Annotated in this window: 12 protein-coding genes; 1 reads left to right on the top strand and 11 read right to left on the bottom strand. The window is 39.5% G+C overall.

Annotation, left to right across the window (positions count from 1 at the left end; genetic code table 11):
- Positions 1–4 precede the first annotated feature (4 nt).
- From MKX82_RS02805 to MKX82_RS02785, 5 genes are all read right to left on the bottom strand, one after another.
- On the bottom strand, positions 5–430 hold the full coding sequence (locus tag MKX82_RS02805; protein WP_237940694.1) for a transcriptional regulator GutM: 426 nt from the start codon (positions 428–430) through the stop codon (positions 5–7).
- A 67-nt stretch (positions 431–497) separates the two neighbouring features.
- Positions 498–2,429: a BglG family transcription antiterminator gene (locus MKX82_RS02800; protein ID WP_341074888.1), complete on the bottom strand. Its 1,932-nt coding sequence runs from the start codon at positions 2,427–2,429 to the stop codon at positions 498–500.
- Between the two features lie 110 nt (positions 2,430–2,539).
- Positions 2,540–3,340, bottom strand: a complete 801-nt coding sequence (locus tag MKX82_RS02795) for an SDR family oxidoreductase (protein ID WP_233316327.1) — start codon at positions 3,338–3,340, stop codon at positions 2,540–2,542.
- A 240-nt stretch (positions 3,341–3,580) separates the two neighbouring features.
- The gene (gene rlmD, locus MKX82_RS02790) at positions 3,581–4,972 is read right to left on the bottom strand and encodes a 23S rRNA (uracil(1939)-C(5))-methyltransferase RlmD (protein WP_192486419.1); all 1,392 of its coding nucleotides are present in this window, start codon (positions 4,970–4,972) and stop codon (positions 3,581–3,583) included.
- Between the two features lie 146 nt (positions 4,973–5,118).
- On the bottom strand, positions 5,119–7,824 hold the full coding sequence (locus MKX82_RS02785) for a lipocalin-like domain-containing protein (protein WP_341074887.1): 2,706 nt from the start codon (positions 7,822–7,824) through the stop codon (positions 5,119–5,121).
- Positions 7,825–8,158: 334 nt separating this feature from the next.
- Between MKX82_RS02785 and MKX82_RS02780 the strand changes: the two genes are divergently transcribed.
- Positions 8,159–8,488 carry a DUF3139 domain-containing protein gene (locus MKX82_RS02780; RefSeq protein WP_341074885.1) on the top strand — a complete coding sequence of 110 codons (330 nt, stop codon included), beginning with the start codon at positions 8,159–8,161 and terminating at the stop codon, positions 8,486–8,488.
- Between the two features lie 30 nt (positions 8,489–8,518).
- Here MKX82_RS02780 and MKX82_RS02775 read toward each other — a convergent pair whose 3' ends face one another.
- The 6 genes from MKX82_RS02775 to MKX82_RS02750 all read right to left on the bottom strand — a co-directional run bounded on the left by MKX82_RS02775 (position 8,519) and on the right by MKX82_RS02750 (position 13,856).
- Entirely contained in the window at positions 8,519–9,346 is an 828-nt protein-coding gene (locus MKX82_RS02775) for a DUF1385 domain-containing protein (protein ID WP_341074884.1), read from the bottom strand.
- Between the two features lie 124 nt (positions 9,347–9,470).
- Positions 9,471–10,331: a DNA-3-methyladenine glycosylase family protein gene (locus MKX82_RS02770; RefSeq protein ID WP_341079368.1), complete on the bottom strand. Its 861-nt coding sequence runs from the start codon at positions 10,329–10,331 to the stop codon at positions 9,471–9,473.
- A 97-nt stretch (positions 10,332–10,428) separates the two neighbouring features.
- Entirely contained in the window at positions 10,429–11,187 is a 759-nt protein-coding gene (pdaA, locus tag MKX82_RS02765; RefSeq protein ID WP_192486429.1) for a delta-lactam-biosynthetic de-N-acetylase, read from the bottom strand.
- A 118-nt stretch (positions 11,188–11,305) separates the two neighbouring features.
- Complete coding sequence (locus tag MKX82_RS02760; RefSeq protein ID WP_341074882.1) at positions 11,306–12,841, bottom strand: fumarate hydratase; 1,536 nt, start codon at positions 12,839–12,841, stop codon at positions 11,306–11,308.
- A 134-nt stretch (positions 12,842–12,975) separates the two neighbouring features.
- Positions 12,976–13,161 carry an SE1561 family protein gene (locus tag MKX82_RS02755; RefSeq protein WP_192486424.1) on the bottom strand — a complete coding sequence of 62 codons (186 nt, stop codon included), beginning with the start codon at positions 13,159–13,161 and terminating at the stop codon, positions 12,976–12,978.
- 203 nt (positions 13,162–13,364) lie between these two features.
- On the bottom strand, positions 13,365–13,856 hold the full coding sequence (locus MKX82_RS02750) for a YtxH domain-containing protein (RefSeq protein ID WP_192486425.1): 492 nt from the start codon (positions 13,854–13,856) through the stop codon (positions 13,365–13,367).
- Positions 13,857–13,950: the final 94 nt, after the last annotated feature.

Raw genomic sequence — 13,950 nt, 5'->3', positions numbered from 1 at the left:
TCTGTCAGCTTTTTTTAGGAATTAGATAATCAATCCAGCCTTTTTTAACTCTTAACTCTCCGCCTTTAGAAATAACATCGTAGCTTTTTAAAGCATCTTCTATTGCATACTTTGTTAATTTGTTTATACCTTTATAATCTCCATCTGAAATTTTCAATAGATTTTTCCCTTCAAACCCTTTTAGTTCTCGCACTCGGGAAAACACCGTAACTCCTTGCATTTTAGCGGCTTTTATAATGTTATTTCGCTTATCAATGGCGAACATAACAACCGTTCCTGCTCTGAACATACCGGTTTTTTTGCCAATAGCTACACGGCCTAAGCGCCTTAATTCACTATACTTCCTATTGAAATGTTTAATTTGTAGAAAACCAAAAATACTTTGTAACAGCCATGCAATACCAATCAATATAATAAATCCTAAAAACATTTCCTTACCCCTTTTCATTAAATTCTCCAGCTGCAAAGATAAACGCTTACAAAATATTGCATAACGATTAACTAAACTTACTAATCTTTTTTAAACATTCTGATACATCCTCATAATTTGCTGCACTAGCTAGCTGGTTTATCACCTTTTCGTCATTTGCTATTCGAATAATTTCATCATAAACACTCACTAGCTGATGTTCGGTCATTTCAGATTGTTGTTCTGGAATGCCTAATAAGAAAATAAGTTTTATATCTTTTCCATCAGAGATTACTGTATCGGGGAAAACTCCTAGTGCCAGCTTAATTTGATCAGATTGATAATTAAAGGTATGTGGTATTGCAATATAACGATCAAATACCATTGATCCTTTTTTCTCTCTTTCCTTAAGTCGGTTTATGAACTCATGATCCAAGTGTCCGGTCTTAACCAGTTCATCCACCATCGTGTATAAGTTATCATGATAATCAACCTTACTATTTAAAAGGAAGAAGCTTTCTTTGCTTATTAAATGATTTAAAATGGATGAATGCGAATTAGAATCAGCCTTTATCCTAAACGCTTGCATATATGCTACTTCTTCTATTTTTCGAGAAATAGCTTGTTCATCAAAGATTTCATTTATCAAAATAACCGGTTTGCTAGTTTGAATAGAAAGTTTTACTGTAGAAAAGATAATATCAAACTCATTTAGAAGTTCTTTTGTTACCTCTGTTTCTGAGAAAAGTTTTAATTCTGTCTCTTTATTGAGGATGCGCTGCAGCTGATTGGAGACTAGCTTAGCTGTTCCTCTTCCTGTTCCACAGATAACTGCTGCTTTTCTAATGCTTTTAACCTTCACTTCACTCTGCGAAATGAACACCCCAAAATAGAAAGCGATGTAACCGAGTTCATCATCTGAAACATCTAAATCATATTCCTTGTTAATGATGTCCCCTGCAATCTTTGCCATTTGAAAAGCTACTGGATACTTTTCTTTGACATCCATTAACATCGGATTTTCTATTCGCAAACCAAACATTAATCGGTTAATCATAAATGTTAAATGATATTGCAAATCGATAAAGAATGATTCATTTTCTTCGATAATATCTTTTTTGAAGCCAATATTTTCGACAATTAACTCTAGTAATCTCTTAATCTCACCTGGTATTGCAATATTTTCTATTGAGCGATTATTTGTTGGCGTCCTTCTCCCCGCGATTGGAATAGTAATGAAAATTATCTCACTTTCCGGGATTGTGATTGGAAGACATTTTTCAATGACGGCGGCAATCTCTAAACCGATTTGATAATCATGCGTATGCTTGAGCTTTAAATGACTGTCCTTTACTTTTTTTAATGGTTGATTTTTCAACAGTCGATCGAGCATTACTATTACAAATTCCATCAATCGCTTTTGTGTACTAGATTCGAAATCGTGGCGGGCAGCAATTGTTGTTATTTCTTCTTCGATGTCTTGATCTAATGGATAGGACCTGTAGATCATTTCAAAGACATTATTGATGATAAAAAAGCGAATATCCAGCTCGACACCATCTAAGCTAATTCCTGTATTTGGTTTACCATGAATTTTAAGATTATAGGCTTCCAACGATACAGAAGCTTTTTTCAATTCATTTACGAGTGTGGTTCGGCTTATATTCATCTCGTAAGCCAGCTCATCTAAAGTGATTATGACCTCATTATTAATAAGCCTTTCAATGATATAAGCTATACGGCGCTTCGATGAATCCATTAAATTTTTTTTAGAGCTGATGTGATTCATTAGAAGGTCAAAGCTAGATTGATCTTGTATGGATAACCAGAAGCCTTTGCCTCTTTTGTTATCAAGACATGCAATGCCCTCTAATTCCTCATTTACCTTCTTGATATAGTTTCGGACAGATCTAGTTCCTACTCCTAAAGCTTCTGCTAAAAACTCTAAAGAGCTATAGTCTCTTTGTTGCGATAATTCTATAATCTGAATTACTTTATCCTCTAATGTAAAGTCAGACATTCTACCACCTCTTTGCTAAATGAATGCCAAAACAGCAGGTTAGAAAAACTTAAAGTGAATGACAGTCAACCTCGTTTTAAACAATCATTAAAGGCATTCTGACTTCACTGTTAACCTCTAGATTTTCCTCCTGAAATATTCAATGTTGTACCCGTGATATAGCTGGAACGATCGGAAGCTAAATAGGTTACCAAATCGCCAATCTCTGTTAGTTTGCCTTCTCTTCCAAGAGGAATGGATTTGCTGTAATCTGTGGATAATCCATCTACAGTAACGCCGCGAGTGTATGCTAACGCTTCATTATAAGCATCTGTTCTTAAACCTGTTGTTTCAATGATACCGGGAGCAATACCAACAACTCGGATATTAAACTTTCCAAGTTCCTTTGCCCATGCACGAGTGAAAGAAATAACGGCACCTTTTGTAGCAGAGTAACAGCTTTGCCCAGCAGAACCTTCTTGACCAGCTTCAGACGAAACGTTAATAATGACACCTTTCTTTTCCTTTAACATTTCCTTAGCAGCAGCTTGAGCAAAAAGATAAGGACCTTTTTGATTTACTGCTACCATAAAGTCAAAATCACCCTCGCTCAATTCATACTCCGGTCTTTCCCCTTTATCATCCACTAACAATCTTGGCAAGTTAACACCAGCATTATTTACTAAGATATCTACAGTGCCAAACATTTCAACTGTTTTAGAAACAGTGTTATCAACACTTTCTTTATTTGTCACATCACATTTTAGAAAATAAGAACCATCTTCTCTAGCTCCTTCTTCTCCATTTAAATCTGCAACTACAACTTTAACTCCATTATTTAAAAGTCCCTTCGTAATTTCCAAACCAATACCAGAGGCACCGCCTGTTACGATCGCAACTTTTCCTTTTAAATTTAACCATGTATCACTCATTAGTAATTCCTCCTCCACATTTGTGTTTTGAAAGCACTTTCTATCACTAATTTCAGTATAGGAGGAATACTAAAATAATTTAATACAGACTTTTTCACACAAAAGTGAAAAAGTCTGTATTATTACTCTGTTTAATTAAATACATGGTTAGGCATTTTGTTAGTGGAACAATACTTAAAATAAACCCTACAATCGCAAATTATTTTACGAAAGCAGGGTCTGATTTGCTTTATGTGATTGTTATTTTAATACGAGCTGTGCCACACATTCAACGTGCGCTGTGTGCGGGAACATGTCCACAGGCTGCAAATACTCTACCTTATAATCCTTGCTCAAATAATCAATATCCTTCGCCAATGTTGATGGGTTGCAGGATACGTAAATAAACTTTTTCGGCTTGACCTTTTTGATGGCGTCAAGCAGCTTACGGTCACAGCCGGTTCTTGGCGGATCGACTACTACTACGTCTGGGCGCCAGCCTTCTTCGACCCATTTTGGAAGCCAGTGCTCAGCTGTGCCGGTTACGTATGTGGCGTTTTTGATGCCGTGTCTATCGGCATTTTTTTGGGCATCGAGAACGGCTGCTTCGATTGTATCCATGCCGCGGACTTCGCTGGCACCGTCTGCAAGCCATAAGCCGATTGTTCCGACTCCGCAATAGGCGTCAGCAATCTTCTCTTTGCCTGTCAGTCTGGCTGCTTTTTTAACTTCGTCGTACAGCTTGACTGTTTGCACTGGATTCAGCTGGAAGAAGGCGCGGGCTGACAACTCAAAGTTCAAGTCACCGAGTGTTTCCTGGATAACTTCCTCTCCTCTTAGATGAATCGTTTTCTCGCCAAATATTAAGGATGTTTTGTTGCCATTAATGTTTTGCACGAGTGACTTCACTTCAGGCAGACGTTTTTGAATTTCCGCCATAATTTGCTTTTTGCGCGGCACTTCTTTTTGGGTCGTGATTAAGACGACCTGTACTTCTCCTGATTGGAAGCCTGCTCTTGTTACAATGGTACGGACGATGCCTTTTTGGGTCCGTTCATTATAGATTGGCACCTGTAGCTCTTCTAAGATGTTGCGGACTTCTTCTGACACTTTGTTAGTGAGCGGGTGCTGAACCATACAGTTTTGGATTGGCACAAGGCGATGGGAATCAATACCGTAAAGCCCTGCGATCACTTTGCCGTTTTTTTGCTGGCCGATTTGGAATTGGCTTTTGTTACGGTAATTCCATGGGTCTTCCATACCGATTGTCGGACGGATTTCGAGATTTTCAATTTTCAGCTTAGTATGTCTTTCAAGTGATTGAATAACAATATCGCGTTTTTCGCGAAGCTGCTGATCATAAGCCAAATGCTGAAGCTGGCAGCCGCCGCATTGTTCATAAAAAGGACAAGGTGCCTGTACACGGAATGGTGATGCTTTGCGGATTTTTTTGACCTTTGCCTCTGAGAACTTCGGCATAACTTTTGTTGTCTCAACAACAACCTCTTCCCCTGGAAGGGCGCCTGGGACAAAAACGACTTGCCGTTTAAAATAACCGACACCTTCTCCGTTAATTCCGAGCCGCTTAATTGTCAGTGGGAAGGTTTGTCCTAGCTTTATTTTTACCGTGCTTGTTTGTTTAATATCATTCATTCTTTTGCTCCTGTAATTAGGTTCTATTTTTTATTCATTATAATCAGTCTAATCTGCAACCTTTATACTAATACTTCTTTATTGGATAATCTAGTTATCCTGCAAATAAAAATCCCTCAAAATGAATTCTTTGAGGGATTTTTTTCTTATTCTATTCTAGCCCTTTTCTTTTTAAAAAGAAACGCACATGCACCAATCACAATCATGGCAATACCTGCCAGTAAATAATTGAAGGAATTTGTTGCCGTATTAGGCAGTCCATGTCCTTCCCCTTTCACACTGTCCTTCTCACCATCTTCCGTCGTATTACTGCTTCCTTCTTCGTTATCATTCGTGTCATTGCCGCCACTTTCTTGACTGCCGTTATCGTCCGGTTTACCTGTTCCATCTTCTGGACTTGGCGTGCCGTTCTCATCCGGCTTGTCTATTTCTTCTTCATCATCTGGAGCTGGTGTTTCTGGTTCCGCAACTACTGGAATTGTTCCAGTAGTGTAATAGTCCTTAACCGCATCTTCTGTCAAAGCAACAGAATCATACACAAGCACTTCATCCATCAGCCCTTTGAATGGGGTGTCCCAATAATTCACACCTAGAGCGAACAGGGCATTTTTGTCTGTGAAAACATTAAAGAATTCTGTGCCGCTGAATGCTTTTTCACCATTGATATAAATATTGATTTGTCCGTTATCAACAGTAAAGGCAATATGAGACCATTCATTGACGGGAATTTGTGTGCCTGCATCTGCATCATACCAACCGTCGCTATTCGACCAGATCATGCTGTTATTGCTGACAGCATCATTGCCTTTCGGTACAAAGCTAATCCAGTTTGCATCTGTTTTGGCTCCAAAAAACGCAGACGTATAATTAGTAAGCTGCTCAGGGTTCAGCCAGAAGGATACGCTGTATTTATTGCTGGAAATCAGTCCCTTTGGCAATAGTACGCCTGATGCACCGTCAAAAATTGCACCTTGGCCAGTTTTACCTTCTGTGTAAGAAATTGTACCACCTGTGTTGGAAATGAGATTTCCTGTTGGCTCTCCATCTGCTTGCGTGCCTGTGCTGTCCTTTAAATCGCCTTCAAACGCATAGTGTGCAGCAAGTTTGCCTTGTTCCTCTGGCAAGACCGTAATCTCAAAGGCTTTACTAGCCGTAGCTTCCCCTTTTGTGATTGTTGCCGTCAATGTCACTTTAACAGCCTCTCCATTAGTCGGTCTTGTGACTTTTCCTTCACTTGTGACAACCTCTTCATTGGAGGAGCTCCAGCTAATAACCGCACCGCGCAGCCCTTCTGTTACAAGCTTCAAGTTGCTGATAACCGCTGTTGTATCACCTAAATCAAGACCAGCTTTCACTGCCTCGACTATTTCTTCATCTGATTTACTTTCCGCTTTGCTGCCCCAGACAGATACACCTTCATCTGATGTAGCTGTAAATGTCATTACATTCGATTTCGAAGTTGGGTCCCACTGGCTGACAAACACGCCATTGTATACCTTACCGTCAATCGTCAGCTCTGCTTTATTAGAACCTTGTTCCTTCCACGTACCTGAAACCTGACCGGTAATGCTTCCATCATTGTTCAAACTTATTAAAACAGACTGTTTAATGTCTGCTGAAATATCTTTGCCATGGTTAATAAACTTATAGTCGCCGGATATATCCGCGGCAGCTACATCCTGCAGGCTTTCACCAGCATATTCATATGGAGACACAACAGGCCAAGCCTCGTCGTTCATATACATTTTGTGAACACGAAGTTCATGCTGCTCTCCTCTTTCAGGAAAACGGGTATGGAAAATTAAATATTGTTCATCTGTGCTTTCATCGTAATAAACAGAGTTATGTCCTGGTGAGACATAGCCTGTGCCAATTCCTGTTCCGCTTTCCCCAATCTCTCGTTTGAACAGGTAGCTGCCCATCAGCTTAACGCCATACGGTTCAATTGATTTGTCGTCGAATAATGGCAATGTCGGATCTGCCTTTACATTCGTCATATCATTGCCTGCCGCGTCATAATACGGACCATCTGGAGTTTTTGAACGGACGACCCTCATGTTGTAGCCGCCAGTCGAATCCAATCCTCCAAACGACAAGTACATATAGTAATAATCTGTTTCCTTGCTGTATTGAATATAGGCGCCTTCAATTCTGCTGTGATTGCCGCCAAGAAGCTTTTTCCCATAGCCTTGGCCTGGAAGCTGCTTGCCTGTTACCGGGTCCATTTCAAGGATGAAAATCCCGCCGGAATAGGAGCCATACACCATCCAAAGCTTGCCGTTTTTATCGAAAAACACATCAGGATCAACAGCATTCGGATGCTTTGTCGCATCATAAATCGTGCCGTCCTCGCTTTCCTCATCCCACATGCCTGATTTCAAGATAATGCCAAGATCCTTGTATGGTCCATCTACACTATCAGAAACGGCAACACCAAGTGCTGAACGGGGAGAATCACCTTTACAGGCATTATAGTACATATAATATTTTCCATCCTCAAGCTGGATAACATCTGCCGCCCAGAGTGTATCGGACTCTGCCCAATCAAATGTTTCCTTCAGCTCTTCTAAAACATTCTCAAACAGAGGATTTTCTGCAGACACAGTGGAGGAGACTTGCTCCCATTGCATAAAATCCTTCGTTTTTGCAGAGGCAAGATGAGAACCGAAAACATAAAACTCCCCGTCTTCTGCCTCAATAACAGAAGGGTCATGAACAGAAGCCCTTTTAAAGACCGGCTCTGTGGCAGCCTTAACTACTGCTGAATTTGTGCTTAAAAGAAAAAACTGCGGAATTACGAGAACAACTGCCAAGAAAAACATCAAAAACCTTCGAGATCCATTCCTTTTCATTGTGAATTCCTCCCTGCCGTGTCAGCTTTGTTGAGTAGCATTTATACTTGTCCATTTAAGCCAATACGGTTTCTCTATTATTGCTACGAAAGCTTATCCCCTCTTGCTTTAGCTCTATTATGTAAACACTTTCATAACTTTGATTATCGTATTACACATATACGTACGTGTCAATATATCAATTATAATTGTTCGTACATATTTACGAATAAAACAAGGAACTTATACGAATGAATTATCAAGAAAACACCTTTTTCTTTAGGTTTTTTTACCATTAAATATACAATTTAACAATAAAAGAGTAAAATTACACTAAAATGGAGGTGTTGTAATATTGGCTAAAAATTTATTTGTTTTTTTAGTTTCGCTTGTAATAATCGGATTTTCGGTCTACCTATATGGAGAATTATACGGATTTTCTTGGATAAAAAAAAAGTCTGAAACAGCTGTGTTGCAATATTTAGAGGCTAACGGAGAACTTGAGGAAAACATCAAAAAAATAGAACCGTGGTATGATGAAAAATCAGGTCATTATTACGTCACTGTCGTATTTAAAGATGAAAAGGGTTTAAACTATGAATTTATATATAGACATAAAGAAGCAATCTTTATTAATACGTATGATAACAGCAACAATGAATATAAAGGCAAGCATCTTCAATAAAAAAACAGCTCATTTGAGCTGTTTTCATTTTTATTTAGCTGGATGAAACACTATTTCAGTTCCCTTCTTAGCGGCTTCCTCTTTGTCCATGCTTTCTTGGAGTGCGGCCATTTTCTTTAGTGACTGAATAGCTGTTTCAAGATGTTCTGCGGCAGGTTTCGTTGTGAAAAGAAGGTACTGCAGACCATATCCGATAAAATAAATCGGTCTCAACAGCTTCTTCACATGCTTGTTTCGGATGATGTACAGCTCATATGCAAGTGCCAGTACAACGAAAAGCACAACAATACCGTCGATTTGATTAGAATAGGGAATAAGCCAAACCGTTACACTGAAGAGCGCAATAAAAATGACAAGATTCAAATGGCAGTCTTCGCTGATGCGGGACTGGCTTTGCACATTATTTAATGTAAGGTCTTCTCTTCTATTAAAACAGTTGGCTGCCATATGTTCGGCAGCATGGTACTTTCCGAGCGGTGTGAGCTTGTAGATCAGTAAGTATAAAATTATAAGTAGTATAACTGCTGTTTCGATCTCTGCTGCACTTAAACCTCCGATTGACCAGCTTCCTTTGGACATGACAAAAAGAAACGTAAACCCAAAAGCTAATATAGACAAAAACGACTTCCATGTATCAAGGAATGATGTGATGAAAAACCACATACCTCTGACTATCGGCACTCTTTTTAAATATTTATCGATATCAAAGTCATCTATATCCTCTTCTTCCCTCCCCTTTATTTGGTGGGTTGTCGTAATCTTGCCATCTTTTCGGATTGATTTAACACTAACATTTTTTGAATGAAACTTTACGCCATTAAAAAGCGCTTTTCCTCCATAGTTCATAAATGTCTCCATTTTTCACAAGATTTTTTTCTCTTCCTTTATATAATATATTCCCGAATTGCACAATACATGTGTTAGCATAATCATGTTTGTCTAATTTTATAGACGTAAAGGCTTATCCGTTGGTTTCATGAAATCATTCAATACTTCGCCATAAATATAAAGAAGCATAGCTTAAATATGGCTCCCAAGCCGGAATCATTGCCTCCATTTGCTCTTTTGTCGGCTTGGCCTTTAAGCCAAGCAGCTTTTTTAAGGCATTTTGGATGCCGATATCTGCAATCGGGAACAGATTTTTCCTTCCTAGCCCAAACAGAAGCACATTTTGAATTGTCCATTGCCCAATTCCTCTGTACACTATCAGTTCTTTCATAATTTCTTCCTCTGTTTTATCATGCAGACTCTCTATATTCAGTCTTCCTAAAGCAATCTCCTTCGAAATATCAATGATGTATTCAGCTTTTCTTGTACTGAATTGCAGCTCTCTTAAGTTTGCCACTGTAAGGCTGGCAACACGTTCTGGTTCCGGGTAAAACCATGCTCCGTCTTTTTCAAATCCATATGTTTTCACAAATCTTTCTGTCAATATATGGGCAAACTTTAAATTAAGCTGCTGATGGATAATGCACTTCACAAGACAGTTATATGGATGGAAATCAAGGACAAGCGGTGTTCCGAAATGGCTGTTAAACAGCTCGTGTAATTGTGTGTGCTGGAAATGTTCATGCACCTCGATAAGAGAGCTTTCCCATTGAAAAATCCGCGTCAGCTCTCGAATAACACTCTCTTCAAATTCGTCCGTATAGCCTTCTATTTGGAATGCTGGCTTCTCTGTTGTGCCAATCGCTACTACAGTTGTAACCATTTGCTTTTGACCAATAACAAGCGGAACTTTAACAGACCTCTCCTGAAAATCTATTTGCTGCAACGGATCTAACGCTAATCGGCTTAACACAAGATCAAAATTATATGGTCCTGCAACTGGAAGAATATGCAATAGAATCACCTGTTCTGTTTTCCACTCATTATAGCATGGATATATGTGGAAGTTCTATGCATTAACTAATCTTTACAAAAAAAGAAAAAAGCCCGATTTAATTCGGACTTTTCTCTTTAGCTTTTTGCTGCTTTTCCATAAAGTCATCAAGGCTTTTAAAAGTATAGCCTCTTTTCTTTAAGTCTTTAATCGCAGCTTCTAACGCATCTGCATTATCTTTTGATACAGTATGCAAAAGCATTATGCAGCCAGGATGCGCCTGCTTCATCATATTGTCGTAGCTGTATTGCCAGCCCCTTTGCTGATCGGTTTTCCAGTCAACAAACGCTAAAGACCAGAACACTTGTGTATAGCCGAGATCTTTAGCAAGCTTCAAAGTACGTTCACTAAATACACCGCGGGGAGGCCGTAAGTATTTCATCCCTTTTTTGCCTGTAATCTCTTCTGTTTCTTTCGCCACCTTATCCAGTTCCTCTTTTAGTCTAGAATCAGATACTTGTGTGAAATCAGGATGATGGTACGAGTGATTCCCGATAATATGCCCTTCATCAGCCATTCGTTTCACCAAATCTGTGGCGCTTTGTAAGTAATGTCCTGTTACGAAGAAGGTTGCTGGTACCTTTTCTTTTTTCAGCACATCAAGGATTTTCCCTGTATAGCCATTTTCATAGCCATTATCAAAAGTTAAGTACAATACCTTCTCATCGGGGCTGTCCTTATAAAATGCTCCATATTTCTGGAGAAGTTGATCAAGCGGCTGCCCTGCTTCTGCCGGCTGCTCATTGCTTGATTTTTTGAAGCCCCAATGCTGAGGCTGGTTGGAAACGTTCGCCAGCACAGGATGCTGTACTAGCATAAATAATGCAAAAAAAGCACATATTAGTTTAAACTGCTTCACCTTTCTCCCTCCTTTATAAGCTATCTAAGCTTATTATTTGTTGTGACAGAGGGAGTATGATTGGTAAATTAAACAATCAACTATAGACAGCTTCCTTGAACTGAGAAAGTTTTTCCAATGATGACTTCTCTATATCCTCGTGCAAGGAATTGCCGTGTGAATCCATTGTTACAACGGCACGAAAATTCTCGACTTGAAGATGCCACATTGCTTCCGGTATGCCGAATTGCATCAGATCAACACCTTGAACAGACTTAATGCAGTCAGCGTAATATTGAGCAGCTCCGCCGATTGCATTTAAATAAACACCGCCATGCTCGCCTAATGCTTTTAAGGTTTTGGGACCCATTCCGCCTTTACCCATAACAACGCGGATGCCGAATTTTTTCATAATATCGCCTTGATACGGCTCTTCACGAATACTCGTTGTTGGTCCTGCTGCCTTTACATGCCATACATCATCTTCACTTTTAAGCATAACCGGACCGCAATGATAGATAATTTGTCCATTTAAATCAATTGGTGAATCGTTTGTGCTCAAATATTTATGGATTGCATCTCTGCCTGTATACATCATTCCGCTGATTTCAACTACATCGCCGACCTTTAAGGAACGGATTTTTGCTTCTGTTATTGGTGCTGTCAGCTTAATAACTTTATCCTCTTCTTGTGAATCAGCTTCTTGTTTGCCTGCAAAGTTTATTTTCTCTCCATCATCATATTTCCACGCAAGTATACTGCCTGATATGGCGTCAATCTTAATTCCTAAGCGGCGGAATGCCCAGCAGTTATAAGCGACAGAGACAAAGAAACTTGCTGGAATACGGTTCATCACACCAATCTTGCAGCCAAGCAAGGTTGTTTCACCGCCAAACCCCATCGTACCGATTCCAAGCTTATTAGCATTTTCCAAAATATACTCTTCTAAGGCTGCAAGCTCTGCGTTTTCATTGATATCATCTACGGAACGGAAAAGCTGCTCCTTAGCCAGATCATAGCCGCTTGAGCGGTCGCCGCCGATGCCGACACCGATAAAGCCTGCACTGCAGCCTTGCCCTTGGGCCTGGTAAACAGAATGGAGGATGCATTTACGGATACCGTCCAAGTCTCTGCCAGCTCGGCCAAGACCATCAAGCTCACAAGGCAGACTGTACTGGATATTCTTGTTTTCACAGCCTCCACCTTTAAGAATAAAGCCAATGTCTATGTAGTCTTTTTCCCATTGTTCAAACTTTATAACAGGCGTTCCTGCTCCTAGGTTGTTGCCGCTGTTATCTCCTGTCAGTGAATCAACAGAATTCGGGCGAAGCTTCCCCCTTTGTGTCGCCAATTCCATGCACTCATAGATTACAGCTTTTATTTCAAGCTGATTTGTACCGACTGGTGTCTTAATTTTAAAGGTAGGCAGACCGGTATCCTGGCAAATGGGCGATACTTCCATATCTGCCATGCCTATATTGGCTTGAATTGTACCAAGGCTCATTGCCGATCTTGTTCCTGCGTTTTCCCTTAGCGCTGCCTTTTTAATAGCGCGGCGGACATCTTTTGGAAGATTTGTGGATGTTTCTTCAATCAACTGATAAATGCTTGTTTTTAAATTCTTGATATTCACTAATTTTCTCCCCCTCAACCCTTTTAACGATCTTTCTCTTAAATTATACTCTTACATCGGAGTTTGTGAACAGTGTAATGAAATCGTTTACATAAATACTAACAAAAAAAGCCCCAACTGGAGCTCTTCGCTAATTAAATGTCTCTATGTTTAAATTCATTGCATTTCGATTCAATATCGTCAATCATTTCAATCAAGCGGTCAATATCCTCAAGCTCCGCTTCTTCTGGATCAATCGCATCCAATACATCAAGAAACATATTTAATCTCGTTTTTAAAAAATCAACTTGTTCATTTTTGTCTGTAATCGAACTGCCCAACAAAAATCTCTCCTTTCACTCTCATATCCATCGTACCGAAAATATTAGCTTCCGGCAATCTTTTTCCTCTATTCTATATGTTTGCTCAATTCCGCTGATTTTACACCTGTGCTTCTCTTTCCTTTCTAAAAAAAGTCACCTATAGGCATTATAGGTGACTTTTTTTATGTTAAACTATACTATACGTGCGTCTGCTCACATAATTATAGGGTAGCCTTTTCCCTTTCCATCAGGGAGTGGTCCTGTGCGACTACTGGCAACAGCTGATTGTCACTGGATGAGTTTCCGTTCATGCCAATCTGTTCTTTTGTCTGTTGCAATTTATGTTGGATAGACTGATATTGGCGTTTCGATTGAAAGTAAAGCTGCTTGAAATCGCCTGCTATTTCTTTTAAATCTTGTGTCCTTGCATTGATTGTGTTTTGAATATGCTGAAACATTGTTTGGCTGTCATTCATAACCTCTCGCATTGTATCACTTAAATAATGCAGTTTTTCACTAGTATCTTGCTTTACCTGACTAGGGTTTTCTCTCAGCTCATGCACAAGCTGGTTGGTTGATTCCTTCCACTGCTGCACTTTCACCTTAGCATTTGTCCTTGTTGTACGGTCCATGAGGGATAATGTTGTCCCAATGACACTTCCAATGACGATTCCAGCCAATAGTTTACTGTTTCCCTTGTTTTCATTAGACATAAGATCATCTCCCTTTTTATTATCATTACTTGTCTTTTCCCGTCTAATGAATACTTAAACAAGCGGGCGCTTTATTTCGCAATTTTTTTAAAGG

This window comes from Niallia sp. FSL R7-0271 (assembly GCF_038005785.1).
Lineage (GTDB): Bacteria > Bacillota > Bacilli > Bacillales > Cytobacillaceae > Niallia.
The sequence above is the reverse complement of the archived record's forward strand: the minus strand, read 5'-3'. Positions and strand labels throughout refer to the sequence as shown.

What these genes read in the sequence shown, in the direction of transcription:
- rlmD (WP_192486419.1), bottom strand. Translation starts at nt 4,972, where the DNA reads ATGAATGATATTAAACAAACAAGCACGGTAAAAATAAAGCTAGGACAA.
- MKX82_RS02795 (WP_233316327.1), bottom strand. Translation starts at nt 3,340, where the DNA reads ATGAGTGATACATGGTTAAATTTAAAAGGAAAAGTTGCGATCGTAACA.
- pdaA (WP_192486429.1), bottom strand. Translation starts at nt 11,187, where the DNA reads ATGCTAGTACAGCATCCTGTGCTGGCGAACGTTTCCAACCAGCCTCAG.
- MKX82_RS02805 (WP_237940694.1), bottom strand. Translation starts at nt 430, where the DNA reads ATGTTTTTAGGATTTATTATATTGATTGGTATTGCATGGCTGTTACAA.
- MKX82_RS02750 (WP_192486425.1), bottom strand. Translation starts at nt 13,856, where the DNA reads ATGTCTAATGAAAACAAGGGAAACAGTAAACTATTGGCTGGAATCGTC.
- MKX82_RS02785 (WP_341074887.1), bottom strand. Translation starts at nt 7,824, where the DNA reads ATGAAAAGGAATGGATCTCGAAGGTTTTTGATGTTTTTCTTGGCAGTT.
- MKX82_RS02800 (WP_341074888.1), bottom strand. Translation starts at nt 2,429, where the DNA reads ATGTCTGACTTTACATTAGAGGATAAAGTAATTCAGATTATAGAATTA.
- MKX82_RS02775 (WP_341074884.1), bottom strand. Translation starts at nt 9,346, where the DNA reads ATGGAGACATTTATGAACTATGGAGGAAAAGCGCTTTTTAATGGCGTA.